The organism is Kitasatospora cathayae (genome assembly GCF_027627435.1).
GTDB lineage: Bacteria > Actinomycetota > Actinomycetes > Streptomycetales > Streptomycetaceae > Kitasatospora > Kitasatospora cathayae.
On record NZ_CP115450.1, the window covers coordinates 4853659 to 4880596 of the forward strand.

At 69.7% G+C, this 26938-nt stretch carries 24 protein-coding genes, 2 tRNA genes and 1 pseudogene; 14 read left to right on the top strand and 13 right to left on the bottom strand.

The genetic code is table 11. The annotated features are described in order from the left end of the window. Positions 1–125 precede the first annotated feature (125 nt). Positions 126–1223 carry an ABC transporter ATP-binding protein gene (locus tag O1G21_RS21595; protein WP_270146163.1) on the bottom strand — a complete coding sequence of 366 codons (1098 nt, stop codon included), beginning with the start codon at positions 1221–1223 and terminating at the stop codon, positions 126–128. A 289-nt stretch (positions 1224–1512) separates the two neighbouring features. On the opposite strand from O1G21_RS21595, the gene O1G21_RS21600 reads away from it, so the two are divergent. Next, positions 1513–1586, top strand: a tRNA-Thr gene (locus tag O1G21_RS21600). 159 nt (positions 1587–1745) lie between these two features. Here O1G21_RS21600 and O1G21_RS21605 read toward each other — a convergent pair. Continuing rightward, a pseudogene (locus O1G21_RS21605) lies at positions 1746–3236 on the bottom strand (site-specific integrase); the annotation flags it as partial. Further along, positions 3233–3856, bottom strand: a complete 624-nt coding sequence (locus O1G21_RS21610) for a helix-turn-helix domain-containing protein (protein ID WP_270146165.1) — start codon at positions 3854–3856, stop codon at positions 3233–3235. The gene O1G21_RS21610 and the pseudogene O1G21_RS21605, both read right to left, overlap by 4 nt. Before the next feature lie 126 nt (positions 3857–3982). Here O1G21_RS21610 and O1G21_RS21615 point away from each other — a divergent pair, with 126 nt between their 5' ends. Further along, positions 3983–4198, top strand: a complete 216-nt coding sequence (locus O1G21_RS21615; RefSeq protein WP_270151160.1) for a hypothetical protein — start codon at positions 3983–3985, stop codon at positions 4196–4198. A gap of 299 nt (positions 4199–4497) precedes the next feature. Next, on the top strand, positions 4498–5799 hold the full coding sequence (locus O1G21_RS21620; RefSeq protein ID WP_405000692.1) for a DUF3631 domain-containing protein: 1302 nt from the start codon (positions 4498–4500) through the stop codon (positions 5797–5799). A 159-nt stretch (positions 5800–5958) separates the two neighbouring features. Here the strand turns inward: O1G21_RS21620 and O1G21_RS21625 are convergent, their stop codons facing one another. The 7 genes from O1G21_RS21625 to O1G21_RS21655 form a co-directional block, all read right to left on the bottom strand. Next, positions 5959–6222 (bottom strand): ribosomal protein L7/L12, encoded by a 264-nt coding sequence (locus O1G21_RS21625; RefSeq protein WP_270146167.1) that lies wholly within the window; start codon positions 6220–6222, stop codon positions 5959–5961. Positions 6223–6624: 402 nt separating this feature from the next. Beyond that, positions 6625–7200, bottom strand: coding sequence for a hypothetical protein (locus O1G21_RS21630; protein ID WP_270146169.1), 576 nt, complete (start codon positions 7198–7200; stop codon positions 6625–6627). A 160-nt stretch (positions 7201–7360) separates the two neighbouring features. Then, positions 7361–7990, bottom strand: a complete 630-nt coding sequence (locus tag O1G21_RS21635) for a phosphotransferase family protein (RefSeq protein ID WP_270146171.1) — start codon at positions 7988–7990, stop codon at positions 7361–7363. A gap of 220 nt (positions 7991–8210) precedes the next feature. After that, positions 8211–9107, bottom strand: coding sequence for an aldo/keto reductase (locus tag O1G21_RS21640; RefSeq protein ID WP_270146173.1), 897 nt, complete (start codon positions 9105–9107; stop codon positions 8211–8213). Then, complete coding sequence (locus O1G21_RS21645) at positions 9104–10291, bottom strand: cupin domain-containing protein (RefSeq protein ID WP_270146175.1); 1188 nt, start codon at positions 10289–10291, stop codon at positions 9104–9106. The genes O1G21_RS21640 and O1G21_RS21645 overlap by 4 nt, the downstream gene beginning before the upstream one ends. A gap of 13 nt (positions 10292–10304) precedes the next feature. Continuing rightward, entirely contained in the window at positions 10305–10445 is a 141-nt protein-coding gene (locus O1G21_RS21650) for a hypothetical protein (RefSeq protein ID WP_270146176.1), read from the bottom strand. A 180-nt stretch (positions 10446–10625) separates the two neighbouring features. Next, a complete protein-coding gene (locus O1G21_RS21655) occupies positions 10626–11120 on the bottom strand; it encodes an ATP-binding protein (RefSeq protein ID WP_270146178.1) in 495 nt (164 codons plus the stop codon). 203 nt (positions 11121–11323) lie between these two features. Here O1G21_RS21655 and O1G21_RS21660 point away from each other — a divergent pair, with 203 nt between their 5' ends. The 4 genes from O1G21_RS21660 to O1G21_RS21675 all read left to right on the top strand — a co-directional run bounded on the left by O1G21_RS21660 (position 11324) and on the right by O1G21_RS21675 (position 15326). Then, positions 11324–12637 (top strand): helix-turn-helix domain-containing protein, encoded by a 1314-nt coding sequence (locus tag O1G21_RS21660; RefSeq protein WP_270146179.1) that lies wholly within the window; start codon positions 11324–11326, stop codon positions 12635–12637. Further along, entirely contained in the window at positions 12634–13470 is an 837-nt protein-coding gene (locus O1G21_RS21665; protein WP_270146181.1) for a class I SAM-dependent methyltransferase, read from the top strand. The genes O1G21_RS21660 and O1G21_RS21665 overlap by 4 nt, the downstream gene beginning before the upstream one ends. A gap of 141 nt (positions 13471–13611) precedes the next feature. After that, complete coding sequence (locus O1G21_RS21670) at positions 13612–14940, top strand: hypothetical protein (protein WP_270146183.1); 1329 nt, start codon at positions 13612–13614, stop codon at positions 14938–14940. A gap of 299 nt (positions 14941–15239) precedes the next feature. Next, positions 15240–15326 (top strand) — tRNA-Thr (locus tag O1G21_RS21675). A gap of 133 nt (positions 15327–15459) precedes the next feature. Here the strand turns inward: O1G21_RS21675 and O1G21_RS21680 are convergent. Next, positions 15460–16215: a hypothetical protein gene (locus O1G21_RS21680; RefSeq protein ID WP_270146184.1), complete on the bottom strand. Its 756-nt coding sequence runs from the start codon at positions 16213–16215 to the stop codon at positions 15460–15462. Positions 16216–16361: 146 nt separating this feature from the next. Between O1G21_RS21680 and O1G21_RS21685 the strand changes: the two genes are divergently transcribed. The 4 genes from O1G21_RS21685 (at position 16362) to O1G21_RS21700 (ending at position 22357) form a co-directional block, all read left to right on the top strand. Beyond that, positions 16362–18383: an N-6 DNA methylase gene (locus O1G21_RS21685; RefSeq protein ID WP_270146186.1), complete on the top strand. Its 2022-nt coding sequence runs from the start codon at positions 16362–16364 to the stop codon at positions 18381–18383. 130 nt (positions 18384–18513) lie between these two features. Then, complete coding sequence (locus tag O1G21_RS21690; protein ID WP_270146188.1) at positions 18514–18951, top strand: hypothetical protein; 438 nt, start codon at positions 18514–18516, stop codon at positions 18949–18951. Continuing rightward, positions 18948–20585 (top strand): serine/threonine-protein kinase, encoded by a 1638-nt coding sequence (locus tag O1G21_RS21695; RefSeq protein ID WP_270146190.1) that lies wholly within the window; start codon positions 18948–18950, stop codon positions 20583–20585. Before O1G21_RS21690 ends, O1G21_RS21695 begins: the two co-directional genes overlap by 4 nt. 575 nt (positions 20586–21160) lie before the next feature. Then, a complete protein-coding gene (locus tag O1G21_RS21700) occupies positions 21161–22357 on the top strand; it encodes an MFS transporter (protein ID WP_270146191.1) in 1197 nt (398 codons plus the stop codon). 183 nt (positions 22358–22540) lie between these two features. On the opposite strand, the gene O1G21_RS41430 is transcribed toward O1G21_RS21700, so the two are convergent. Then, entirely contained in the window at positions 22541–22915 is a 375-nt protein-coding gene (locus O1G21_RS41430) for a sensor histidine kinase (RefSeq protein WP_333493485.1), read from the bottom strand. Positions 22916–23100: 185 nt separating this feature from the next. Between O1G21_RS41430 and O1G21_RS41435 the strand changes: the two genes are divergently transcribed. The 3 genes from O1G21_RS41435 (at position 23101) to O1G21_RS21715 (ending at position 25891) form a co-directional block, all read left to right on the top strand. After that, entirely contained in the window at positions 23101–23625 is a 525-nt protein-coding gene (locus O1G21_RS41435; RefSeq protein ID WP_333493486.1) for a hypothetical protein, read from the top strand. 209 nt (positions 23626–23834) lie between these two features. After that, a complete protein-coding gene (locus tag O1G21_RS21710; protein ID WP_270146193.1) occupies positions 23835–24014 on the top strand; it encodes a hypothetical protein in 180 nt (59 codons plus the stop codon). A 47-nt stretch (positions 24015–24061) separates the two neighbouring features. Next, positions 24062–25891, top strand: a complete 1830-nt coding sequence (locus tag O1G21_RS21715; protein WP_270146194.1) for an ABC transporter ATP-binding protein — start codon at positions 24062–24064, stop codon at positions 25889–25891. A gap of 57 nt (positions 25892–25948) precedes the next feature. On the opposite strand, the gene O1G21_RS21720 is transcribed toward O1G21_RS21715, so the two are convergent. After that, positions 25949–26755: a hypothetical protein gene (locus O1G21_RS21720; RefSeq protein ID WP_270146196.1), complete on the bottom strand. Its 807-nt coding sequence runs from the start codon at positions 26753–26755 to the stop codon at positions 25949–25951. Positions 26756–26938: the final 183 nt, after the last annotated feature.

Below are 26938 nucleotides of genomic sequence, written 5' to 3' on the forward strand. Positions count from 1 at the left end.
GTGTACGGACGGAGCCCGCCGGACCGGAAAGGGTCCGACGGGCTCCGTCGTGCTCGGCCGCTTCAGCGGCCTTCAGTGGTTCGGCCGGTTCGGCCGGTTCGGCCGGTTCGGCCGGTTCGGCCGGTTCAGTCGCAGACGCTCAGGCGCACGCCGCTGCTGGTGGCGAAGACGTGGGTCTCCTGGGCGATCGGCACGACGTGGATGGTCTCGCCGCGGGTCGGGATCTGGCGGCCGGGCACGCGGACGACCAACTCCTTGTCCACGCCGCCGATCTGGGTGGTGCCGTAGACGAAGCCGTCCGAGCCGAGCTCCTCGACCACGTTCACCGTCACCGCGACGCCCTCGATGCCGCCGGCGTCGACGATCTGGAAGTGCTCGGGGCGGATGCCGACGATCACCGTCTTGTCGGTGCCGGCCCCGGCCAGGTTCTCGCGCGAGATGTTGACCACCGAGCCGCCGAACTTCACCCCGCCGTCCACCAGCGGTACTTCGACCAGGTTCATGGCCGGCGAGCCGATGAAGCCGGCCACGAACAGGTTGGCGGGCTTGTCGTACATGTTGCGCGGGGTGTCGACCTGCTGCAGCAGACCGTCCTTGAGCACCGCGACCCGGTCGCCCATGGTGAGCGCCTCGGTCTGGTCGTGGGTGACGTACACGGTGGTGATGCCTAGGCGGCGCTGCAGGCCGGCGATCTGGGTGCGGGTCGAGACGCGGAGCTTGGCGTCCAGGTTCGACAGCGGCTCGTCCATCAGGAAGACCTGCGGCTGGCGGACGATCGCGCGGCCCATCGCGACGCGTTGGCGCTGACCGCCGGAGAGCGCCTTCGGCTTGCGGTCCAGGAAGTCGGTGAGGTCGAGGATCTTCGCCGCCTCCTCGACCTTGGTGCGGATGTCCGCCTTGTTCACGCCGGCGATCTTGAGCGCGAAGCCCATGTTCTCGGCGACGGTCATGTGCGGGTACAGCGCGTAGTTCTGGAACACCATGGCGATGTCCCGGTCCTTCGGCGGCAGGTGGGTGACGTCCCGGTCACCGATCCGGATCGCGCCGCTGTTGACGTCCTCCAGACCGGCCAGCATGCGCAGGCTGGTCGACTTGCCGCAGCCCGACGGGCCGACCAGCACGAGGAACTCGCCGTCCGCGATCTCCAGGTCCAGCGCGTCCACCGAGGGCTTGGTGGCCCCCGGGTAGATCCGGGTCGCCTGGTCGTACGTGACAGAAGCCATGGTCGTTCTCTCCTTCACCGGCAGGAACGTGCCGGACGATCCGAGTAAAGGGGTTCGTTCGTCTCCGTCGACCCGCCAGTGGTCTGAACCACTACACGAGCCGACTCCCCGCGACGCTACCTGCGCCCCCGCCCCTTGTCAGCCCCCTCCGCCCCGATTTCGGCATCGGTTCCATCACGCCCGCCCACCCCCACCCACCCCGCCAACCCCCGGATATCCCCCCACTCCGCCACCCCGGCCCGGTAGACTGCCCCCGGTGCCGCCGTGATCCTTCGCGGACGGCCACCGTGCCTCCTTAGCTCAGCTGGCCAGAGCACCGCTCTTGTAAAGCGGGGGTCGTCGGTTCGAACCCGACAGGGGGCTCCGCGCACCACCCCGGATGAGCTGCAGGTTTGGCCTTCTGGGAGCTTCAGCACCGGCCTCGGACTCCTCGTCCGAGGCCGTTTGCGTGAGCGATGCGTGAGCGGATGGCCTGGATGGCTTGTCGGCCGCCGTGGACTGGGCATCCTTGCGCGTCCTGTTCGCCCTCGGCACGAGCCGCGCGGCCGCCTCGGCAATCGCCCGGTCGACCTGCGGGAGCAGGGTTGTGTACGTGTCCGAGGTGATGCCGATCGAGGAATGGCCGAGCATCTCCTTGATCGCGTGCAGGTCCGCGCCCGCCGCGTGAGCGAGCGTGGCCGCGCCGTGCCTGAGATCGTGCAGCCGGATCGGCGGCAGCCCGGCCTCCTCGGCCAGCTCGCGGAAGCGGTCGGTCACGGCGGTCGGGTGCAACCACTCGCCGTTCTCCTTGGTGAAGACCCGGCCGGTCTCGACCCAGGCCGTGCCCCACTCCTCGCGGTCGGCCCGCTGCCGTTCGCGGTGCGCCTCCAGGGCGGTCACCGTCTCGGAGTCGAGCGCGATGGTGCGGGCACCCGCATCGGTCTTGGGGTCGTCCTCGTAGACCTGCCAGCCGTCCACGACGAGCTGCTTCGCCACGGTGAGGAGTCCCGACTTCAGATTGGTGTCGGCCCACCGCTGGCCGCACGCCTCGCCACGCCGGAGCCCTCGGAAGGTGATGAGGTGGAACAGCGCGTACAGGCGGTCCCCGGCGGCGTGGTCGAGGAAAGCGCCCGTCTGCTCCGGCGTCCAGACCATCACCGGGGACGGCCGCTCGCCGGTGAGCTCCCAGTGCTCGATCCGCCCCTCCGTCCACACCAGCGGCTTGGGGCGCTTCGCGGACTCCAGCTCGACGTGGGAGGCCGGGTTGAAGGTGATGATCTGTCGCCGGATCGCAGCGTTGAGACCGGCCCGGAGCGTGGAGCGGATCCGCTGGCAGGTCGCGGCACTGACGGTCCGGCGGAACGGCTCCATCTCGGCGATGGCAGCCTTGAGAGCCTTGCGCTGCGCGCGGAACTCCCGTCCCTTCCATGGGATCTGCGCCAGCTCGTCGATGGCGGCCTGTCGTTGGGCGTTCGCCTCGGCGATCTCGATGTTCGCCTCCTCGATGGCCGCGAACATCTCCTCCAGGTGCCGGACCCGAAGGCGGTCGAGCCGTATGTGGCCGATCCGCGGCTTGAGGTATAGCCGGATGCTGTTCTCGTCTCGGCTGATCGCGGTCTGTCGGCCGCGCTTGCCCGCCAGCCACTGGTCGAGCCACTCGCCGACCGTCAGCCGGTTCTGGAGGTCCTGGCCGGAGGCGAGCCGGCGACGGGTCTCCTCGACGTCTGGCAGCGGCGCCTTCTCGTGGGCGACCTTCTCCAGCAGGTCGGCTATCTGCGCGAGGCCCTCAGGATCATCCGCGTCCGGGATGTGCAGCAGCTCGCGGACCTGGTCGAGATCGGCCTGGGCGGTCTTCCGGGACTCATAGCCGGAGCGGTTGAAGGACCGGCGTGAGCCGTCCTCGCGGTTGGGCAGCTCCTGGCGGACCGCGTAGGAACCGTGCTTGCGGCTGCTGAGCTTCGGGCAGGCCTTGCCGAGCGGCTTGCCGGTGCTGGCGTCCCGGCAGTAGCAGCGGTGGTAGGTGGAGCCCTTCACGGGGTTCCCTCCTTCATTTGGTCGTCCTTGTGGTCGGTGTCGAGGAAAGCGAGGTGGCCGGGGAACGGAGGGGGAGTCAGCCCCAGCTCGCGCATGCGGTGCCGGATCGGCACGAGCTCCGAGCGAACGGCCTTCACGAGGCGGCCGAACTTGGCTTCGGCGCCGTGCGGCCAGTCCTCCCTCGCGCCGGAGAACTGGAGCTGCCAGGCGTCGTGATGCCCGGTCCGGAGGCGGTGCTCGACGCCCGCGTACTCGCGGAACACGGCCGCGTCGCCGAAGTCCAGGTCCTCGCCGGTGAACCAACTGAACGCCGTCCACGGATCTCGGCTCTGGTGCGGGAGGCAGTCCACGCTGGTGCTCCCGTCGAGCGGGAAGACCAGGGCGGCTGGCGGCGTGTCGACAGCCCTGGCGAGCACGAGCAGCTCCGGGACGGTGAGGGTCAGCCGACGCCCGGACTCCCAGTTCGCGATGACGTTGCGCGGGATGGGGTGGCCCAGCTCGTCACAGGCGTCGGCCAGGTCCTGCGCGGTCATACCCAGCTCCTTCCGGCACCTACGAACCTCGGCGATCACGGTTCGCGTGACCTGCGCCGACCAAGATTCCACTTCGTCGTGTGTCATATCGACACTTTATTGCGGTGCAAGCTGCTCCTCGATCCCGGACTTGCCGGGCCGCCGACCGGGGCTCGCCCCCTGTGAATGGAGACAGCTGTGCGAACTGAGACGGGCAACCAGGAGCTCACGGGCATGAGCCGGGCGGAACTGCTCGCGTTGCCGGCCGCGATCGACCTGGACACCGCCAACCGCGCGATCGGCCTTGGCCGCAGCAAGGGCTACGAACTGGCGCGACGGGACGCCTACCCGTGCCGCGTGCTGCGGCTGGGCAAGAAGTACCGGGTGATCACCGCAGATCTCCTGCGGCTGCTGGGCATCGGCGTCGCGCCGGACGGTGCAGCTGCGTGACGACAAGGCCGCAGGTCGGGCCACGATCTTGTCTGCCGTGAGAGGACTGCCACCGGAGCAGTGGATCTTCCGCCAGGGCGGTCGTATCGTCGCGTCGCCCGCCGGTCGCAAACCGGCGCAACGCACTCCACCCGCCTGCGAGTTGAGCCAAGTCGGCTCGTCGGCTCGGCAGGCCGGGAACGCGATGGCCCTCGGTGCTACCAACACCGAGGGCCGGGCGAAGTCCCCAGATCAGCGAATCAGTTCAACCGGTGGCAGCGCGACGGTCGAGGTCGTGCGCACCAGCGAGGAGCTTCACCGTGAACTCTACTTCCCGCCAGCCTGCGTCGGGAGACCCGGCGGAGGGCTGGCCCGCCGTTGTCATCCCCGGTCAACCCGGTCACTACCGACCGGCGGTCGGTCAGAACGACGTACTGACCGACCGGACTGACCGGGAGCCCGGTGCCCTGACCGACCGGGTCACCACCGAGCCGGTCACTGACCCGGTCAGTCCGGTCAGCCCGCCCACCCCGGGCGCGGAACTGCTGTCCGAACTACGGTCAGCCATCGCCCGGTTCGTCGTCCTGCCGTCCGCCCACGCACTGGACGCGGTGACCCTGTGGGTGGCTGCCACTCACTTGCAGCCCGCGTGGCAGCACGCTCCGCGCTTGGCGGTGATCGGCCCGGCCAAGCGGTGCGGAAAGTCCCGGCTGCTCGACGTGATCACCGAGACGGTCCACGACCCGCTGATCACGGTCAACGCCACCCCGGCCGCAATCTTCCGGTCGATCACCGACAAGCCGCCTACCCTGCTGGTGGACGAGGCGGACACCCTGTTCGGCAGCATCAAGGCCGCGGAGAAGAACGAGGACCTGCGCGGCCTGCTCAACGCCGGTCACCAGCGGAACCGGCCCACCTTGCGAGTGTCCGGGCCCGAGCACAAGCCGATGAAGTTCCCCACCTTCGCCATGGCGGCCCTGGCCGGTATCGGCGACCTCCCGGACACGATCATGGACCGCTCGGTGGTCATCCGCATGCGCCGCCGCGCACCGGGCGAGCAGGTCGCCGCGTTCCGCTCCAAGCGGGACACCCCGGCCCTGCACCGCACCCGCAACAGCCTCCGATCCTGGCTGGCGCCCCTGGCCGACACGGCAGCCGACATGGAGCCACCGATGCCGGTCGAAGACCGTGCGGCGGACACCTGGGAGCCCCTGGTGGCGGTCGCCGACCTCGCCGGTGGCGACTGGCCCGCCCGCGCCCGAGCGGCCTGCCGTGCCATGACCGCGCACGAGTCCGGCCAGGACGAGGACGGTGGCCTGAAGACCAGGATCCTGGCTGACATCAGGCGCGTCTTCACCGCAGGCGGCAACCCGGACGCCCTGTCCACCGAGTACCTCCTGACCGCCCTCAACGCCGACAGCGAGGCACCCTGGGCCGAGCACGGCATCAACGGCCTGACCGCACGCGGCCTGCAGCTCCTGCTCAAGGACTACGGCATCAGCTCGGCGAACATCCGCTTCGACCGCGACACCCAGCGCAAGGGCTTCACCCGCAACAGCTTCGTCGACCCCTGGAGCCGCTACTGCCCGGAGCCCGTCGAGCAACCCGCTACCGGCACCTGACCCATTACCACCCGTACCACCCGTCCCCGCCCAGCTCAGGGCGGGGACGGGTCGCTTCCCCGCAACGAGTCCTACCGTCCCTGGATCACCACCTGTACCACCCTGACCAGCCATGCAACGAGTGGGACGACTGCAACGCGGTGGGCAGCGGACGGGTCCTTAGGCGGTCTGCTCAACGGCATGAGCGACAGCGCCAACGGCGCGAAGAGCGCTGGCAGCTGCCCGAGCTGTGTCTTCGGGCTGGTCTTCGAGAACCGTCGCCGGAAGCTGCCCGATGAGGAGTTTGCCATGCCACAGGCTGAGCCCGGTGAGCCGGCGAATCTCCTTGAGCACGTCCATGGTGCGGGCGCCGGGATCGGCCAGCACGACGCTGTACGGCACGTGGTCGCAGACCAGCGTGAAGTACCTGACCTCGTCGTCCATGCCCCCTCCATCTGCCGGCCCTTTGAGAGCCTAGCCCCACACCGGGGTAGACGGAGGGGCCGAACGCGGAGGAACGCGGAGCAAGTTGTGCGGTAAGCGCTGCTTACCGCGAGCCCCGGCCAGCCGGAGCAAGTTGTGGGGTAAGGAGTCCTTACCCCGGCCCGCGCCCCCGAGGGCGGAGCAAGTTCGTCGCGCTCGACGGTCCTACGGCCTCCGCGCTACTGCCCAGCTCGGCTGGTGGCCGCGCGAGGGCGCACAGCTACCAGGCGAGCCCTCCGTCGAGAGCCCCATGGGACTGCTCGTTGACTGAGTGAGTGGCTCACGGTCGAACCTCCGCTCGACGAAGCTACGGGCGGGTGACGATGTGCTGATGGTGCCATTGCAGAAGGTCCAGAGAGGCTGTCAGTTGTCGAACCAAACGACGAGTCGGACATTTTCTCCGCCATGGACATCCGCGAGGGCGCTCATGGTTTTCCACACTGGTGCCCACTCGCCGTCTTCCGGCACGGCGTCCCGGCGCACCATTCGCACGACGCGGAGCAGGATCCCGTCTTCGATCCACTCAGCCCCTTCTGACCTGCCTTGGCGGCCACGGAACGACTTGCCTGTCCGTACCCAACCCTGGTCAGGCGTGCGTTTGTACTCCTGTACGCGCTCGTCCACGGCCTCGGCGGGTTCGTCCCAGTCCACCGTGGCCAGTTCGGCCCAGCTGATCCAGGACGGGCTGTGCCCATCGGGGTCCCATTCCTGATACGCCTGTCGGGTCCGGGACGACACGTCGGCGGGAATGCCTCGATCTCCGGCCAGCGGGCGGAAGCCGGCATGGTTCCGGACGCCGAACAGGCAGCCGAAGGCGTCGTAGCTTCGACCGCCGTACAGCAGGTCCAGGTCTATCGCCGCATGCCAGCGCGCCTTGTCTTCGTCGAGCGTTCCGTAAGTGGCCCGGCACTCGACGAACCCATGTATGTCGGCTCCCATACGACCGGATTCTCCGGGCCGGACGGGCAGACTGCCAGGAGTTTTCACGGCGTCCGACCTGGGTGGACGCGTCGAGCCGTCGGCCGAGCCTGGCGTACGACGAACGTGGCCGTTGCTGTGCCCCGGGCGGAGCAAATTGTCGCGTTGGATACCCCAAGGGCTACTCGGCGCGGTTCCCCCGACCAGAGGGCCGGGTGTTGGTGAGCTCGGAGAGCCGCCCCCGCAGGGGCTCCTCCAGGTCGAGGTTGTCGCCCCGGGTGGTGGTCTGCAGGAGTTCGGTGATGACCACAAGTTCGGCGAACCGTCCTGCGGGCGTGTCGAGGATGTGCCCGAGCCACCGCCGGATTTCGGCAGCGGTGTCGGGGACCAGGAGGCTGTAGGAGTACAGCAGCGCGGCGTCGTAGCCCGCGGGTGCGATGCCCCAGCCTTCCCAGTCGAGGACCGTGAGGGTTGGGCCTGTGAGGTTGGCCCAGTGCAGGTCGCCGTGAGCGGTCGTCCAGGCGGGCGCCTTGGTGTCGATCGGGATGCCCAGGTACTGGGGCATGGCACGGTCCAGGTACTCCTGCCGGACCGCAGCTCGGCTGCTGGGGACGGCGGCGATGCCATCGAGGGCGGTGCTGAGTCCGTCCCACCAGGCGTCGTCCAGGTCGGGCGCTTTCCGGAGGATCGGCTCGTGGGTGGTGATGGTGGGGGCGGTGATCTTGTCGTACAGCTCCGCCAGGTAGCCGTGCTCGCCCTCGGTCCAGGTGCGCCACTCCCGCAGGCGCGGCCTTGGTACCGCAGGAGGCATAAGCCGTTCCGCCTCCTGCGGTCCCTCCCAGAGTTTCCCGCCGGCCTTGTCGACAGGAGCGGAAACCAGGCGGAGCCAGCCCTCGCCGGATGCCGTGGCAACCGGGCGGCTGAGGGTACGCCCGCGCCAGCCCCACGCTTCGCGGGAGCCGATCGGCGTCGCGTCGAGCGCTGCTGCTGCTGTGGCGTGCATCCCGCGCATCCGCCTGGCGGTGTCCGGCTCAGGTTCCGAGTACATCAACGACCCTTCGGAGTACGTCCGGAGACAGCGACGGTCGGCCGACGGCTTCGGCGGCCCGCATCCAGTGTTCCGGGTTTCCCGTCGACAGGAGCACGCGCTTCACCCCTGGGGCTGAAGCAACGACGGCGAGGGCGGTCTCGGCAGGGGTCCTGCCGGGGTTGATCAGCTCGGACAGTTCCGGAGTCACCATGCCGGGGATCTCGCCGCCGTGGAGCGGGGCGGAGGCGAACACCTCCAGTCCCGCATCCAGGGCATCGGCCAACGGGCCTTGCCCGTCGAGGGCCCGGGCGACGGGCGCGAGATGAACGAGGGAGACCGGGAGTTGGATGGCCCGTAGGTGGTGGTCCGGGCCGCCGGCCTTGGTCGCGAGTTCGAGCAGGGTGGACACGTCGAAGAGTCCGCTGCTGAAGCCGCACCAGGTCGCGACCCCGTAGGCGCCGATCGCGTGTTGGCTGCACGCCTCCTCCAGGGCGAGGAAGGCGGCGTACAGCCGGTCGGCGATCTCGCCTTCATGGCAGCCGTGTTCGGGGTTGTGCAGGAACACCAGGTCGGGGACTCGGCCGAGCATGCGTTTGCTGCGGGCGACCTGCCAGGCGATGTAGTCGGGCGCGAGGCAGTGCCCGTGCTCGGCGTCCTCGGCGGACAGCGCGCCCGCACGCATACCGAGGCGCCTGGCGCTCGGCGGGAGGAAGCCCACCTTCGTGGAGACCCGCATGTCAGGGTAAGCAGCCAGGGCCAGGGCCAGCGATGTCTCCGCCTGGCCGTTCTCGTAGTTGGGTGCGGTGTCCACCCAGTCGGCGCCACGGGAGGCGGCCATCAACGCGGCCTCGGCCACATCGAGACAGCGGTAGGTGCCCAGGCCCAGCCGTGCGGTCATCGCTCGCCCCCGATGGCGACGACCTGGCCGTCGACCAGCTCCGTTACGACACCGGCCGCCTGCGCGAGCGTGATGCCGGCGGCCTGTGCGAGATCGGCCAGTCGGTGACTCTCCCCGTCGGCGAGGAGCGCGAGCATCGACCGGGCCTTGGCCGTGAACGTCCACTCCTCGCCGCCCGTGGTCAGCCGCACCGTGCCCTCCGGCCCGGCGGCGAGCGCGGGCCGCGTGGTGACGAGACGCACCCGCAGATCCGCGTTCGGCGGAGCCGTCGTGATGTACGGCAGCGACGGGACCAACCTGGCCCGCTCGGTGGCATCGCGAGCGGCGGAGAAGCGAGTGATCAGATTGGCACTCTCCAGCTCGGCCGCGACGAGCTTGCTGATCGTTTCGAGGAAGACGCGCTGCTCCTCGGCAGTTCCGAAGCGCGGAATGTCCGCCCGGATGGCCTCGTGGGCGCGCAGGACCTCCGACAACCAGGTGACCAGGTCAGCGCCCGTCGTGCTCTGCAGCCCGCACGTGACGTGCAGCGAGTGCTGGCCCTCGGAAGCAGCGACGGCGTGCCACCAGCCCCGGGGCAGGTAGAGCATGTCACCAGCGTTGAGCACCAGGTCGGCAATGGGTTCGTCCGGCGGCGGCTCGGGCATCTCGACGTCGCGGTGCAGGGGAACCGTGCGGGTCGGTCCGTAGATTCGCCAGCGCTTCGCGCCGTCGAGCTGGACGACCACCACGTCGTGGTCATCCCAGTGGACGCCGAAGCCCTCGGTGCTGGTCCACGAGGCGTACAGGTTGACCTGCACGCCGGTTCGCAGCCAGCGCTCCAGCTGGCTGGCCAGGGACCCGATGCCAGGGTGGAGTTCGTCAACGGCGTCCAAGACCAGCGTCGCACCCTCGGCGAGCCTCTTGTGTAGCTCGGAGGGCTGGAGCTGGTGCCAGACGGTACTCCGCCGGGTGGTGATCGGCCGGGAGTAGGTATGCGCGGGCACCTGTTCCCCGTTGGCGGCGAGGCGGAAGCGAGGGGGTTCGAACCGGTGGTGGGTCAGGATGGCGTTGAGGTCATCCCAGCTCATGAGTCCGGCGAGCGACGCGGCCTCGCCGCGTGCGACCTTGAAGCTGCGGCCGAGCGTCTGGGCGAGGAAGTCATCCCCACCCAGACGCTCAACCACCGAGAAGCGCTCGGCGGTCATCGTGATGCAGCCGTCAGTCGTTGGTGTCGGTTCGGCCGGTGGAGCCGCCGTCCGACGGCTGCTCGCCACGCGAACGGGCTGCAGCGACCTTCGTACGGGCGACCAGCAGACCGTCGCTCTCCAGCTCGGTGCCGGTCGTCAGGTTCTCGGGCATGAAGCACTCCTTCGGAATTATGGGGCGGGCCGGCTGCCCAGCCCCGTCGTGTGTGCAGCGACGGATCCGTTGCCAGGGCAAGTCGCTGGCAAGGAACCTCAGGTGCTTATGCCGCGTGGCTGTTGACCAGCGCGGCCACCCGCATCCCCCAAGCCCGTGTCGGGGCGGGAGGAAGTCTTGTCAGGCACTGGTCGGGACGACGTCCCGTGCCTTCGGGGCCGCGGCCCTCACCAGTGCGGTGAGTCGCTCGTCGCCCGAGACGGCGGCGGTGGTGCCGACCTCGAACCAGATCCGTTTGCCGGCAGGGTCCGGCTCGGCGCCCCAGTCCGTCGCGAGCGTGGCCACCAGGAACAGCCCTCGCCCGTCGGTGGCGTCGAGATCGATCCCGCTGGCAGCCGGGAGTTCGTGGCCGACGTCCGTCACCTCGACGCGCAGCCGTTCACCGTCCCAGGAGACGCATACGACGCACGGGGCGTGGGTGTGGGACACGGCGTTGGTGATCAGCTCGCTGGACAGCAACTCGACATCGCGGAGTGCGTCCTCCGCCAGCGGCAGGCCCCAACCGCGCACGGTCCGTATCACCCGCCGCCGGGCGTCCGGAACGGCCTCGGCACTGGGCAGCACACGAAAGCCGAACGGGGCGGGGGCAGTGGCCTGCCGGGTGGCGACGGACATGAGCGCGGACCTTTCACCGGGACGAGGTCGGCAGCGGGCCGATTCGCGCCGGGATTCACCCGGCAGGTATCTACAGAACCGCCTCCAACGCCGGTGAACCAGAGCAGAATTGAGGCGGCAACGAGGCATCCGTGCTGCAAACCCGGGCATGACCTGGCCTGTTACGGCTGCAGACGAACTGACGTACCTCTGGAGGACGCGGGATGGCATCCAGGAGGTCCCGGCTGATCCAGCGCAGGGAGGCGGTTGGCCACACCCAGGAATCCCTGGCTGAAGCCCTCGATGTGGACCGCACGACCGTGGGGCGATGGGAGAGCGGCAGGGGTGCCCCACAGCCCTGGATGCGGCCGAAGCTCGCCCGCGCTCTGCAACTCTCGGTCGACCAGTTGGCCGACCTGCTGGCAGCACCCTCTGCAGCCGCCGAAGCAGTTCCACCGCCCAGCAGCGTCGGCGACGCCTTGCCTCCTGTGCCTGCCCAGCGCCCGGACCACGACAACGATCTCGTCGTGGCCGTGGCAGCCGACTCGGCAGAGTCCGCGCTCTTCCTTCGCTTCGCGAGCGCGTCCAACGTGGACGACACGCTGCTCGAGCAGATCGACGCGGACATCGCGAGGCTGGCAAGGGATTACGTGAGCAAGCCGGTGTCCGAGCTCTTTCACGACATCGGAACCCTCCGGCGAGGAGTGTTCGACTTACTCCGAGGCCGCCAGCACCCCTACCAGACAAGCCATCTCTACCTGCAGACCGGACGGCTCTGTGGCCTGGCCACCCATGTCGCCCTCGACCTCGGCCAGTACGCGGCTGCGACTACGCATTCGCGAACGGCTTGGCGCTGCGCGGAGTCAGCCGGCCACAACGGCCTTCGGGCCTGGATCCGATCCGTCCAGTCACTGATCGCCTACTGGCAGCAGGACCACCGCCGAGCCGCCGAGTTGGCCAGAGCCGGGCTGCCGTACGCGGACAGCGGGACGATCGCAGCCCGTCTGCTCAGCCTCGAAGCACGGGCCACCGCCGCGCTCGGCGACAGCGCGAGCGCGCTACGAGCTGTGGAAGCGGCTGCGGCGGCGCGGAGCACAGCAGCCGCCGTGGATCTTCCCGGCGTGTTCACGTTTCCCGAGGCCAAGCAGTGGACCTACGCCGGCACCGCCCTCCTGGCCTTGGGCAGCCGGTCGTATGTGAACCGCGCCATCGAGGCGTCCTCCAGGGCCATCGCCTTGTATGAGTCCGCACCGTGGCAGGAACAGTCCTCCGGCGACCTACTGGCCGCCCGCCTCGACCTCGCCAACGCCCACCTCGCCCACGGTGACCTCGACGGCGTGCAGGAGAAGCTCTCGGTGGTGTTGGACGCCGCACCGGACCGGCGAACAGCGAGCATCTCCACCCGCCTTCGGGCGCTGAGCACTCGTCTCGCCGAGCCCGCCTACGCAGGCTCCCCGATCGTCCTGAGTCTCCGTGAGAATGTCAGAGAAGCTTGCTCTCGACCCGCACTCACGAACCCTCCGGAGCTGCCACAGTGACGAGCAACACCGCACAGCAGGACGCAGCAGTCACCGACAAGTCCATCCTCGCGAACAGCGCCTACGCCGACGGACGCCACCTGGCTGCCCGCCAGTCCATCTACCGGTGGCAGCAGCCGCAGTACGACCTGCCCGGGATCGTTGTCGAAGAGCTGGTCGGCACAAGCGGGATCGTCCTCGACGTCGGCTGTGGCAACGGCAAGTTCGTCGGCCGTCTGCACAAGGACCGGCCGGACCTTCAGGTTGTCGGCATGGACATCTCGGCGGGCATCCTTGCCGATGTCCCGAAGCCGGTCCTGGTGGCCGACGCCCAGGCCCTGCCCTTCGTCGACAACAGCGCCGACGCCGTGCTGGCCCTGCACATGCTGTACCACGTCAGCGACATCGAGGCCACGATCAAAGAGCTGGCCCGCGTGCTCCGGCCTGACGGCGTGCTCATTGCCTCGACCAACAGCGACACCGACAAGCGGGAGCTGGACCAGCTCTGGGCCAAGGCTGCAGGAGACGTCCTCGGGATTCCCAAGGGGCCAGCACGGGTCTCCCTGAGCTCCCGCTTCTCCCTGGAGAAAGCACCTGAGTACCTTGGGGCGACATTTAGCGAAGTTCGAATTCAGCAGCTACCGGGCACCATCGTGGTCACCGACCCGACGCCGGTCGTCGCCCATCTGGCCTCCTACGAAGCGTGGGCGGAGCAGTGCGGCGTTCCCTTCGAGGAGACCGTGGATCGGGCAACGGAAATTGTCACCTCGGCCATCAATACCGATGGATCGTTTCAAATCGCATGCCTCGGCGGCGTCCTGGTTTGTCGAGTGCAGGATTGTAGGCACAGCTAAATTTTGCCGCTTCGAATCGACGAGCAGTGTGGTCCTCGCCCGGAGATTCGCTCCCCAAAGGGGTGGCCTTGCGGCTCGCATCTAGCAGCACTCAGTAGCCTGCATTTCATCCGAAGGTGAATTCGATCAAGGAGAAGGTTCTTGAGCCTTACTGTTGAGCGCGCACTTGAGATCCTCGAAATCCCATTCGGCCCCCTTGTGGACGATGGTGACTGGATTTCTCTTGCTAGGCCGATTGTGATGAGGGATGACAAGCTGCTGGATCGATTCCCTAGAGGGGAAGTGGTGGGTGCTGTCGATCAAGCAAATGCGGCATCCTCTAATGATGGAATATTTCTTTCATGGGGGAATAAGTGTGAAGTTATGGTTTCAGAGCATGGAAATCAAAGCTCCTATGCTAGTGGCATCTGGCGCGACGGATTGGCGCTAGAGTCGGGTGGTGAGAATCCTCAGAAGTATTCACTTGGGGCGCCTTCGCTTTCTTATTTCCTGCACTTCATGAATGAGCTTCCGAATGCGGGGGTACCGCTGAGGAGGCATCCCGTCTCTATAGCGGTTCGAGACCGGGCCCGGGTGAGGATGCGGCACAATTCGGGCGCAGCTCGACTCTCGGGAGACGCATGGCCTCCTGCTGGGCTGACGCAGGCCAGTGCAGAGGAGGCCGCACAGAAGGCATTTCCGGGATTGACGCTACGGATTGAATCGCCTCGGAGCAGGAACGATTTTGAGGCGCTCGCGAATTCCTTCCTGTTCAACCTGGCTTACAATCATGATTACTCTTTCCTGGTGGCCTCCAGTGTGGACGGGATTGCGCGAGGCGGCAGGATTGCCCGAGTTCGAAGGGCGTCGGAGGATCAAATTGACGCCCCTAGGATGACATACCAGCCGGACCTGGTGCACCACTATCAGCTGGGAGTTTCGACAGAAAGCCCCAGCTTGGCATATCTCTCCTTCTATCACATTGCGGAGCATTTCTACGAGAAGGTATATTCTGAAGATCTTGTCGATCAGGTGCGCGCAAAGATTGCCGACCCGTCATTCTCCCTAAAGCGATCGGGTGACGTCCAAGCTGTAATCAAGATCATCTCGAACTCACAAAAGAAAGTTCGAGATGAGGGAGGCGTCGATGAGCAGAAATCGCTTCAGCTTGTCCTTAGGAAATATGTCGACCTGGCGCGCCTTTCGGCTGATCTGGACAGCTATGCGGCGGGCCTTGTTGCTCACTATAAGGCGGATCAAGTCTCATTTGCGGATGCCAATGCCACTGATCTGAGGGGTGAGCGTTCAGATGAAGTATTCTCATCTCTTGCGAAGCGCATATATCGAACAAGAAATGCTCTCGTTCATGCGAAGGATGGAGTTCGGCCCAAGTATCGCCCATTTACGAACGATGCGGAGCTTTCTGGCGAAGTTCCGCTGATGAGATTTTGTGCGGAGCAGATCATCATTGCTACTGGCCGTGTGATTTAACAGCCATATCGAGAGGTCGGAACCTAATCGGTGGGGGCGGACGTTTGGGCTATGCGCGCGGCGGAAGCTCGAACGGATTTCAGGTGAGCTCCACTGCTGGGCGTCGCATTGGGCCTCGGACTAAGCGGGGAGGCGCTTGTATGCAGGCTGCGTGGCGTGTCGTAGACGAGCCACGGCGTGTTGCTCCAGCGTGTACCGCAACTATCAAGCGTGAGCGATGCGTGAACGGACGGGGTGGCAGGAGTCGCCTGGAGCCGGATCGCGCAATCGGCTGCGTGGCGCTGACCTGCAGGTTCAGCGCCACGCGGCATCAGGTGTCACGCCCCGTCAGGATCCGGGTTCGTCTTGTAAAGCGGGGGTCGTCGGTTCGAACCCGACAGGGGGCTCAGCGGCGGAGACGCCGGAAGGGCCAGCTCGCCGGGGTGATCCGGTGGGGCTGGCCCTTCGTCGTTGTTGGAAAAAAGCAGCGGGCCCGGCGCTCCCCTCGCGGCGCCGGGCCCGCCGCTGTCTCGCCGCCGTTCAGTGCGCGGAGGCCGCGTTCTTGACCAGGGTCTTGGTCAGGGCCACGCCGGCGATTCCGGTGTTGCTCTGGTTGTTGTCATAGGTCGCCACCACGACCTTGCCGACGCGGGCGGCGACCAGCGTGCTGCCGCCGGTCCATTCCGGAGAGGTGATGACCGCCTGGAGTGCTTCGTCCCCGACGCCGGGCAGGCTCTGCAGGGTGACGGTCGCGTAGTAGTTCTGGCCGTCCTGGGTGACGGTGTAGGTGTGGCACGCGGTGAGGGTCTTCTTCAGGTTGGCCATGACCGTCTGCGCGTCGTTGCCGCGGTAGGCGTCCAGCTCCTGGGCGAACATGTTCTGAGCTTCGTCCGCGTAGTTGTTCTTGGCGAAGGACGCGGCGATGATCCCCGCAGAGTTGACCCATCCCGTCCCGTTGAGCATGTCGCACGCCTTGTCGGTGGGGACCGCGGAAGGCGAGGCCGGCGGGATGACGTCGTCGCCCGTGCTCTGGGAGCCGTTGGGGTCGAGCTTGAACTTCGGCGGCATCGCGGTGGCCGGCAGGAGCATGGCGTTCAGCTTGTTCCCGTTGGGAAGGCCGGCGGTGCTCGCGGCGGGGCCGGGGGCCGGCGTGGTGGACGATGCGGCGCCGGCGGACGCGGTGGGGGCCGCCGCGGTGGCCGAGGGGTTCGCATTGTCCGGCCCGCAGGCGGCGAGGCCGAGAACCGCGGTGGCGCTGCAGGCGATCAGGGTGGCCCGGCGGAGTGGCTGAGACATGGAGGGGTGTGCACCTTTCGGGCAGGAAGGCTGTGTGAGCGGCGCGCCAATCAGACCATGAGCTGTGAACCGCGTCAACGCAAGAATTTTCTGTGAGGCGGATTGTAGAATCGTGTTCAGTCGTAGAGTCGGGGGAGGGCCACTCAATGCCGGAGCACAGGACAGACGTCACTGCCGCCGGGATCGCGCGGTTGGCCGGTGTCGGCCGGGCCGCGGTCAGCAACTGGCGGCGCAGGCACGCGGACTTCCCCAAGCCCGTCGGCGGCACCGACACCAGCCCGGTCTTCGACCTGGCCGACGTCGAGCAGTGGCTACGCGACCAGGGCAAGCTCGCCCAGGTCCCCCTGCGGGAACGGGTCTGGCAGCAGATCGAACGGGATCCGGCTGGGGCGGCGACCGCGCTGCGGCTGGTCGGTGCCGTGCTCCTGCTGCGCGATCAGTCCACCCGCTGGCAGGAACTGATCACCGCGGACGACCGCCGTTCGGCCCGCGAGCTACCTGAAGCGCTCGCCGAGGCACTTCGCGCCCGCCTGGGCGAGGGCCACCCGGTCCCCGTGCCGAGCGGGCCCGAGCTGACGGAGCGTCTGGCGCTGCTGCGTGGTGGCGCAGAGCTCGCGAACGAACTCGGCGCACGCCGGGCGTACGAGTTCCTGATGGGGCGCCACTTGGAGGCGGGGCCGCGCCAGTACACGCTGACCCCCGCACCGCTCTCGGAGCTGATGGCCGAACTCGCCGGCCCCGCCGAGCTGGTGCTGGACCCCGCATGCGGCTTCGGTGGCCTGCTCGGCGCGGTCGGTCCCACCACCACGGTGATCGGTCAGGAAGCCGATCCGGACCTCGCCGCGCTGACCGCGGTACGCCTCGCCCTGCACACGGACCGGGAGGTGCGAATCCGGACGGGCGACAGCCTGCGCGCCGACGCACACACCGGCGTGCGCGCGGACGCCGTGCTGTGCCACCCGCCGTTCAACGAGCGCTCCTGGGGACATGAGGAGCTCGCCTACGACACCCGCTGGGAGTACGGGCTGCCGCCGCGGACCGAGTCCGAGCTGGCCTGGGTGCAGCACGCCCTCGCCCACGTGCGCGAGAACGGCTGCGCCGTGCTGCTGATGCCGCCCGCCGCGGCGTCCCGCCGGTCGGGCCGGCGGATCCGGGCGGACCTGCTGCGGCGCGGCGCGCTCCGGGCGGTCGTCGCACTGCCCGCGGGCGTGGCCCCGCCGTACGGGATCCCCCTGCACCTGTGGGTGCTGCGCCGCCCCGCCGCGGACGCGCCGCAACCGCAGCGGCTGCTGCTGGTGAACGCAGCCGAGCAGCCGGACGGCGGGGGAAAGCTGCCCTGGCAGGAGCTGCGCAACACGGTGCTGGAGGACTGGTACGCCTTCGACCGCGACGGCGCGGCACCGGAGCGGCCCGGCGTCAGCCGCACCGTCCCGTTGGTCGACCTGCTGGACGACGACGTGGACGTGACCCCGGCCCGGCACCTGCCGATTCGGGCGGCGGGCACCGGAGAGGCCGCGCTGAGCGAGGTCCGCGAACGCCTGACCGGTGCCCTGCGTCGCACCGTGGAACTGGCGCCGCTGGTGGGCGGCCAGAGCGCGCCCGCGCACTGGCCGATGACCAGCCTCGGCGAACTGGCCAGGACGGGAGCCCTGTTGATGCGGACGGGCGGTGCCGGAGCCGGCACCGGCGGCCCGCCGGTCCTGAGCGAGCACGACATCGTGTCGGGCGGCGCCCCCTCCGGCGTGCTGCCCGAGGGCGAGGACGAGGAGCCGGTGCTCATCCAGGCGGGGGACGTGGTGATCCCCGTGCTCGGCCGGGGCACCGCGACCCGCGTGATCGACGAAGCCACCGCCGGTGCCGCGCTGGGCCGCAACGTCTACCTGCTGCGACCCGACCCCGACACCCTGGACCCGTGGTTCCTCGCCGGCTTCCTGCGCAGCAGTGCGAACAACCGGCAGGCCAGCAGCTTCACCACGTCCGCAACCCGGCTCGATGTGCGCCGGCTCCAGGTGCCCCGGCTGCCGCTGGCCGACCAGCGGCGGTACGGTGAGCGGTTCCGCGCGGTCGCCGCCTTCGAGGACGCGACACGCCTGGCCGCGAGACTGGGCGAACTGCTCGTCCAGGGCCTGTACGACGGGCTGACGGACGGGAGCATCAGGCCGTCCTGAGGGCGGACGGCCGCCCGGCGGACGGGTCGGTAGGCTGACCCCGGCAATCACCGATCAACCTCCGCCGAGCAGGAGCTGGCCCATGTACGGCCCCGTCCCCACAGCGCCGCCGCTTCGGAGGGGCGCGCGCGTGTGGAGGGTGCTTCTGCGGGTGGTGCTCGCCGCCGTTCCGATGCTGACCATCGGCATGCTGGGCTGGATCCCGATGCTGTACCTCGCGCTGGTGCACCGCCGCGGCCGCGACTGGCTGGTGCTCGTCGCGGTGGCGGCGGCGTCCATCGGCGGGGTGGCGCTGATCGGGCCGTCCGGGAAGAACAGCTGGCAGGCCGTCACCGGGGTGGTGCTCCTGCTCGGGACCATGGCCTTCGCCCCGGCGTACTTCCTCGCCGTCGACCTGCGGCCGCGGCCTTCGGACCGGGGGGTTCCCGGCCAGGGGACCCCGGGGGCGCTGCCGGCGGCGCAGCCGGGCTACCCGTCTGCGGGCCTGCCGCGCCAGGACCGCATCGGGCAGGTCAGGGCCGGGCTCGACGAACTGAGCGCCTACCTCGAGCAGCAGGAGCGCTCATGAAGGGTCGGCTCGTCGCCGGGCGATACGAGCTGGGGACGCTCATCGGGCAGGGCGGCATGGGCCAGGTGTGGACCGCACACGACAACGTCCTGGACCGGCGGGTGGCGGTCAAGCTGCTCCGGACCGACCGGATGCCCGAAGCGGCGGAGGACTTCGACGGAGTCCGGCGGCGCTTCGCCCGGGAGTGCCGGGTCACCGCCCAGGTCGATCACCCCGGACTGGTCACCGTGCACGATGCCGCCAGCGATGGCGACGACCTCTACCTGGTCATGCAGTACGTCGACGGCGCGGACCTGGCCGACCACTTGGCCGAGCACGATCCCTACCCCTGGCCGTGGGCGGTCGCCGTGGCAGCGCAGCTCTGCCCGGTGCTGACCGCCGTGCACGCGGTGCGGGCCGTGCACCGCGACCTCAAGCCGCGCAATGTCATGGTCCGTCCCGACGGCACCCTCGTCGTGCTCGACCTCGGTGTCGCCGCCGTCCTGGACTCCGACACCACGCGGCTCACCCTCACCGGGTCTCCCATCGGCAGCCCCGCGTACATGGCACCCGAGCAGGCCATGGGTGGCGAAGTCGGCCCGAGCGCCGACCTCTACTCGCTCGGCGTGATCCTGCACGAACTGCTCGGCGGTACGGTTCCCTTCGCCGGCGCCTCCGCGCTGGGCGTGCTGCACCGGCACCTCCACGAGCCGCCCCTGCCACTGCGGGCGCTTCGGCCAGAGGTGCCGGAACCGCTGGAGGCCCTGGTCCTGCGGCTGCTCGCCAAGGACCCGCGGGACCGTCCGGCCGATGCGGCGGAGGTTTACCGCGCGCTGGCGCCCCTGCTGCCCGGGCCCGCCTCGAACCGCCCTGACGGCCCCGGGGTCCCGATGGACCCGACCCGGCCGTTCCGGCAGCCCTACGCGCCCTGGCACGGCGGGCAGCCGCCGTGTCGGTCACCGCACTTGTCGACCGTGCCCGCCGCGGACCCGCACCCGGATCCTCCCGCACCCGTCGGCGGGACGGCCGACATCGCCGCCGCCGTCAAGGAGGCCAAGGGGTTGCTGGATTCGGGTCGGATCACTCTTGCCGTGAGCGTGCTCGGCAGAGCGCTCTCCGGTGCCGCCGAGGCCCGTGGCCGGAACTCTCCCGTCGTCCACATGCTGCGGAAGCACTACGCCGCGACTTTGCTGGAGGACGGTCAGTTCCGCGCCGCCCTGACGGAGTTCCGGCTGCTGATCGAGCAGCGCTCCGCCGAGGCCGGCCCGACCGACCCGCAGGCCCTTCGCTTCCGCGTCGAGGCGGCGCAGTGCCTGGAACACCTCGGCGACCACGTCTCGGCGCTCGCCGAGTACCGGTCCCTGCTTCCCCAGCTGGACCGGCTCGCCGACGACGATCCGGCGTTCGCACTGGAGGTCCGCAGCCGCACAGCGCACCTGCTCTTCGCGGCCGGTGACCACACCGGCGCCCGCACGGCCCAGCTGCGACTGCTCGTCGACACCGAGCGGTTCTACGGCCCGCACCACCCGCTCGCCGCTGAAGCCCGGCGCACCCTCGACGAATGGGCCGAGGCCGACGGCAGCGTCCATGAGCGGCCGGCGATCTCCGCCAGCCGGAAGCACGGCCTGCGGGGCCGGAATCGGACGACCCGTTGAACCTACGGGTGGATCAGTCGGCGCGGGGGTCTACCGCCCGCCCGGAACGTGCACTTGGTGACGGTGTGCACCAGCCGGTGATCGATGTCGGAAAGCCGTGTGCGGGCGAACCGCACGCACGGTTCGAAGCGGCGGGGACTGGAAACGGAGCATCGGCAACCGCTCCAGTCCCCGACCCTGCTCAGTGGTCGGCTTCGCTGAGCTGTTGGACGAGTTCGGCGAACTGTGCCGCGGTGGAGTGCATGTAGAACTGTCTGGGGGGCACCGGGGTGTTGAGCTGTTTGCTCCAGATGCGCAGGACGGTGTCGGCGATCGTACTGGTGGCCGGTTCGGGGGTGTCGAGCGGGTCAGCCGGCGCGGTACGTGGTCCGTTCTGAGCGGTTGGCGTACTTGGTGGGTGGCCGGTTGTACGGCTGCCTCGTGACCTGGCCGGCTGGTCGGTTCCTCGGGAGGTCTCGTGTGGGAAGTTGATCGGGCTCGGTGGGTGTGGGGTCGAGGGACACGGGTCGTGAGCGTGTATTCCGTTCCGGGTTCGTTCCTGGCAGGTTCGTTCCTGGGCCGGGGGGAGCGGTTCTGTGCTGACTGAGCAGGATTCCGAGGTCGTCGAGACCACTGACAAGCGGTCCATGCGGTACGCGCTGTTGATCTCGCTGGCCACTGGGATCGGTTATCTGCCGTTCGCTTTGACGATTCCGATCCTGCCCGGTTACGTGACGGATCGGTTGCACGGCGGCCCGGCGGACGTCGGTGCGGTCGTCAGCAGTTACGCGTTGACTTCCCTGCTGTCGCGGCCGGTGTCGGGCGCGTTGATGAACCGTCTCGGTGCCCGGGCTCTGACCGTCGGTGGGACGTTGCTGACGGTGTTGGCCACTGTGTGTTATCCGCTGGCTGGGTCTGTTACCGAACTGGTGGGCCTGCGTCTGCTGGCGGGTGTCGGTATGGGAGTGATGCAGGCCGCGACCGGGGTCTGGCCCGTGCAGTTGGTTGCCAAGGACCGGCAGAGCTGGGCGTTGGGGTTGGGCGGTACTGTCAACTACCTGGCCCTGGGGGTGGGTGCTCCGCTGGGTGCGTTGATCGGTCGCTGGGCGGGCGCGGCAGACACGTTCGTGGTCGCCGGGCTGGTCGCCCTGCTCGTCATCCCGATCGCTTTGTACGTGCCCGAGGTGCGTTTCTCCCCGAAGGCGGAGAAGGCAGGCGTCGAGCGGCGCCAGGCACTGCTGGGCACCGTGCTGCCGAGCGTCGCACTGGTCTTCACCGCGTTCGGCTTCGCCGCCGTCGCCAGCTTCGCGGTCGCGAAGTTCAACGCCCTGGGTGTCGCCGGCGGAGCGGCCGTGGTCACCGCGTACTCCCTGACCGTGGTGCTGTTGCGCATAGCGGGTACCTGGATCCGTTGGGAGGCCAAGCGGCGGGTGGAGCTGGCGGGCCTGTTCCTGGTCGAGGCCGTGGGGATCGCGCTCGTCGGGCTGTCGCACGGGCTGGGTATGGGTGTGGTCGGCGGTGTGCTCACCGGCGTGGGCATGTGGCAGATCTACCCGGCGTTGGGAGTGTTGGTGGTGCGCTCGGTCAGCGAGCGCGGGCGCGCCATGGCGCTGTCGGTCTTCGGGGCCTGCTTCACGGTGGGTGTCGCCATCGGCAGCGGTTCCCTCGGGCTGATCGCCCAGGCCACCGGGTACCAGACGATGTTCCTCATCTGTGCCGCCTGCATCGTTCTGGGCCTGCTGGTGGCGGTGACCGCGTCCCGCGTGCGAAGGCCGGCGGACAACGGCCGATAACGGGGTGTTGTGCTCGGCGCTATCCGCTCCGACTCGTCGAACGAGTCCACGCCGGGTTCCTGCCTGCCCGTTCCCTCCGTGGTCTCCATCGGGTCGAGGGCGACGGTAGCCGAGTTCGTGGAGTCGGGCGACGGCTCGGCACCCGACAGGGGGCCCTTCGGCGTTGGCGGGCGGGGCGGGTGGTCAGTCCGGGGGGAGGGTGAGGGTGGCGAGAGCGCCGCCGGCGGGGTGGTTGGTGAAGGTGAGGGTGGCGCCGATGACGCGGGTGTGGCCGGTGGCGATGGTGAGGCCGAGGCCGTGGCCGCGTTCGGGGGCGTTGGTGCGGAAGCGCTGGGGGCCGTGCTGGAGGAGGTCGTCGGGGTAGCCGGGGCCGTGGTCGCGGACGGTGATGCGGCGGCCGTCGACGTGGAGTTCGACCGGGCCGGCGCCGTGGCGGTGGGCGTTGAGCAGCAGGTTGCCGAGGATGCGGTCGAGGCGGCGCAGGTCGGTGCGGACCTCCTGGTCGGAGGTGATCCCGATCGAGACGTCGAGGCCGGTGAGGGTGACGGTGCGGCGCACCGCGCGTTCCAGCGGGACGGCGGAGAGGTCGGGGGACTCGACGTCCGCGTCCAGGCGGGAGACCTCGAGGAGGTCCCGACGAGGGCGCGCAGGGCCTGGACCCGGTTCTGCACCAGCTGGGTGGGGCGGCCGGGCGGCAGGAGCTCGGCGGCGGTGACCAGGCCGGTGAGCGGGGTGCGCAGCTCGTGGGCGACGTCGGCGGTGAAGCGCTGCTCGTCCTCGAGGCGGCGGTGCAGGGTGCGGGACATCAGGTCGACGGCGGCGGCGAGGTCGGCGACCTCGTCCTTGCCGTCGACGAGTTCGCCGATCCGGGTGTCGGTGCCGCCGGCCGCGATGCCCCGGGCGGCGGTGGCCGCGCCCGCCGGAGCCGACTGACCGGGGCCGACCGGGCGGGCCGGCTTGGTGGGGGCGGCGGAGGGGCGGGCCACGCCCGCGGCCGCGCCGGCCGGCGCCGAGTCGGCGGGCGCGTGGGCGGTGGGGGCGGGCTGCGGGGTTCCGTCGGCCCAGGCCTGCCCGCCGGTGACGACGGTCGCCAGCGCGGCGCCGGTCATGGCGCAGACCGCCAGCATCCGACGGGCGGTCGAACGGTGGGTACGGCTCCTGCTCATGCGGTGGTTCTCCTTCGTGACTCTGGTGAACACGTCAGTGGCGAGACCGCGGCTCTCGCGAACGCCCCCGGCCCGTACGGCCGGTCGGTGCGTCGTCAGTGACGGTAGGAGGGGTGTGTCGCGGTGCCCGCCCGGCCGCGTCACGGTCGCCCATCGGCTGGGTAACGGTCCCCGGCCGACCGGATCGGACCCGCGGCGGAACCCCTGCCGCACGGCGGAACACACCCGGTGACATGTGTCCGGGACTGAGCACCCCCGCCCGCCCGTCCGTACATCACGGTGGGGGAGAAACCGAGAGAAAGGTGGCAGTGATGAGCATCCTCTCCAACCTCCTGCCGACGCTGCGGCGCGGCGGCGGTGACCGCGACGACCGCGGTGACCGCGGCGGTCGCGGGGAAGACCGTGACGACTTCCGGCGCGACAGGGACGACTTCGACGACGACCACGGTGGTCGCTTCGGTGGCGGCCGGGACCGGGACGACTGGTACTGACGGCTGACGCCCACGGACCGATCGTGGTCCCTGGCTAGGACGAACTGGTGTGGTCCCTGCGGCGGCTGACGGCCGTCGACACGGGTGACGGCGACGGCCGGGCGGACCCGGTTGTCGCCCCGGCCCCGGTCGTGCCGCTGCGGCGGATCTTCCGGCAGTTCTGGCCCTACACCCGAGGGGGAAGACGCTGGCTGATCCTCCTGGTGGTGCTCGTCCTGCTCGGCCCGGTGGTCGACGCGGCGATGATCTGGCTGTTCAAGATCGTCGTCGACGAGGTGCTGGTGCCGCGCAGACTCGGGCTGTTCCTGCCGGTGGCGCTCGGTTACGCCGGGCTGACCCTGCTGGCGGGAGGCTTGGGTTTCGCCGACGAGACGCTCTCCACCTGGGTCAGCGAGCGCTTCCTCCTCGCCCTGCGCACGGACGTGTTCCGGCACCTGCAGGGCCTGCCACTGGGCTTCTTCGAGCGGCGGCGGCTCGGCGACGTACTGTCGCGGCTGACCGCGGACATCGAGGCGGTCGAGACCTTCCTGCTCTCGGGCGTCCTGAACGCGGTCGCGTACGTCGCCGAGCTGGCCGTCTTCCTTGGCGTGCTGTTCTACCTGCGCTGGGACCTCACGCTGACGGCCCTGGTGGTCGCACCGCTGTTCTGGATCACCGCCCGGCGCTTCTCGGTGAAGGTGAAGGCGGCGTCCCGCGAGCGGCGGCGCCGCAGCGGCTCGGTCAGCGCCCTCGCCGAGGAGACGCTCGGCAACATCGCCCTCGTCCAGGCGTACAACCGGCAGGACTGGGAGCAGCAGCGCTTCCTGCGGGAGAACCTGGCGCGGTTCCGGGCGACCATGGCGGCCACCCGGATTCGCGCGCTGTTCCGGCCGATCGTGGACATGCTGGAACTGGTCGGCGCGCTGATCGTGCTCGGGCTGGGGGCCTGGGAGCTGGCCCGCGGCCGCCTCACCCTCGGCGAACTCCTCGTCTTCGTCGCTCTGTTGAGCCGTCTCTACGGCCCGGTCCAGGGGATCGGGCGGCTCAGCAACAGCTTCTTCTCGGCCGCGGCCGCCGCCGAGCGGATCATCGAACTCCAGGACCAGCAGCCGCAGGTGGCCGATCCGCCCAGACCGCTGCGCCCGGCCCGGGTGCGCGGGGCGGTGGCCTTCGACGGCGTGCGGTTCCGCTACCCGGGCACGACCCGGGCGGCGCTGCAGGACGTCTCCTTCCGGGCCGACCCGGGCGAGACGGTGGCGCTGGTCGGGGAGAGCGGGGCGGGCAAGTCGACCGTCGCCAAGCTGCTGCTGCGCTTCTACGACCCGGAGCACGGCGCCGTCCGGCTGGACGGCACCGACCTGCGCGACCTGGCACTGACCGACCTGCGCGAGCACATCGCGGTGCTGCTGCAGGAGACCCTGGTCGTCCACGGCACCGTCCGGGACAACATCGCCTACGGCCGCCCGGACGCCACCGACGCGCAGATCGTGGCGGCCGCCCGGGCCGCCGACGCGCACGAGTTCGTCAGCCGGCTGCCGGACGGCTACGACACGGTGGTGGGCCAGCACGGACGGCTGCTGTCCGGCGGCCAGCGCCAGCGGATCGCGATCGCCCGGGCGATGGTCCGGGACGCGCCCGTGCTGCTGCTGGACGAGCCGACCACCGGGCTGGACGCGGAGTCGGGGTGGCGGATCCTGGAGCCGCTGGGCCGACTGATGAGCGGACGGACGACGATCATCATCTCGCACAACCTGCTCACCGTACGGAACGCCGACCGGATCGTCCTACTGCGCGAAGGCCGCGTCGTCGCCTGCGGCAGCCACCGGGAACTGCTCGCCCAGGACGCCGGCTACGCCCGCCTCGACCGGGCCGCGACCCCGACCTGGGCCGTCCGGTAGGCGACCTGGGCCGCCCGGTAGACGTCGGGAGCCCCCACCCGCCGAGCCGAGGCGGCGCTACCGCCCCGCCCGCAGCTGCCGGAGCGTCCAGCCCGGTTCGGAGAGCACCCGGGTGTGCGCCGTGAACAGCTCGGCCGCGCGGCGGTAGGAGAGGCGGGCGCGGCCGGTGTGCGGGCAGCGGTCGGTGGCGGGGGTGCCGGCCGGGGCGCGGCGGTCGGTGAGGAAGAGCGGGCCGCCGGAGCGGCCGGCGATCAGCAGCGGGAGCAGCCGGGCGGTGCCGGTGCCCCAGTGCAGCCGGGGGCGGTCGGAGCGGGGGTGGGTGCGGCGGCCGGGGAGGTCCAACTGGTCGGTGTTCAGGGCCAGTACGGTCTCGATGGCGCCGCCGGACTCGTGCAGCAGGTGCCAGAGCGTCTGCTCGCGCAGCGGTGCCCGGCGGGCGAACAGCGCGCGCAGTTGCTCCGCGGTCAACGCGGCCCCGGCCCCGGCCGGTTCGGGCAGCGGGCTGGGGCGCAGCGCGGCGCTCGGGTCGCCGTCGATCCAGCCCCGGGCCCGCCACCAGGCGACGGCCGCGCGCAGGGTGGAGAGCTCGCGGTTGAGCGTGCGCGGGTCGGTGTCGGCCGCGCGCCGGGCGACGGCGGCGCGCAGGCGCTCGGCGGCGTCCGGGTGGTCGAGCAGTGCGAGCGGCAGCACGGGCGGGCGGGCGCGCCGCCGTTCGGGGCCGGTGGGGGCGGGCCGGTCGGCGAGCGCCCAGGCCCAGGTGCTCAGGGCGACCCGGTAGATCCGCCGGGAGCCCTCGGCGAGCCCGGAGGCGGCCAGGTAGCGCTCGACGGCGACGCCGTACTCGACCGGGGGGAGCTCCGTCACGTCCGCCTTCTTTCGCAGTAAACGACCCGAACCGACACGCTCGAAATATATCCGCACTCCTCCACACTCCGCAGTAAAAAGCAGCTCAGCGGCCATTTGGCCAGCCTTTTACTGCGGCAGCGGCAATCCACCACGACATTGATGCCAAAAGGCTCATGTTTTTCCCCGGAACCCCTTGAACCC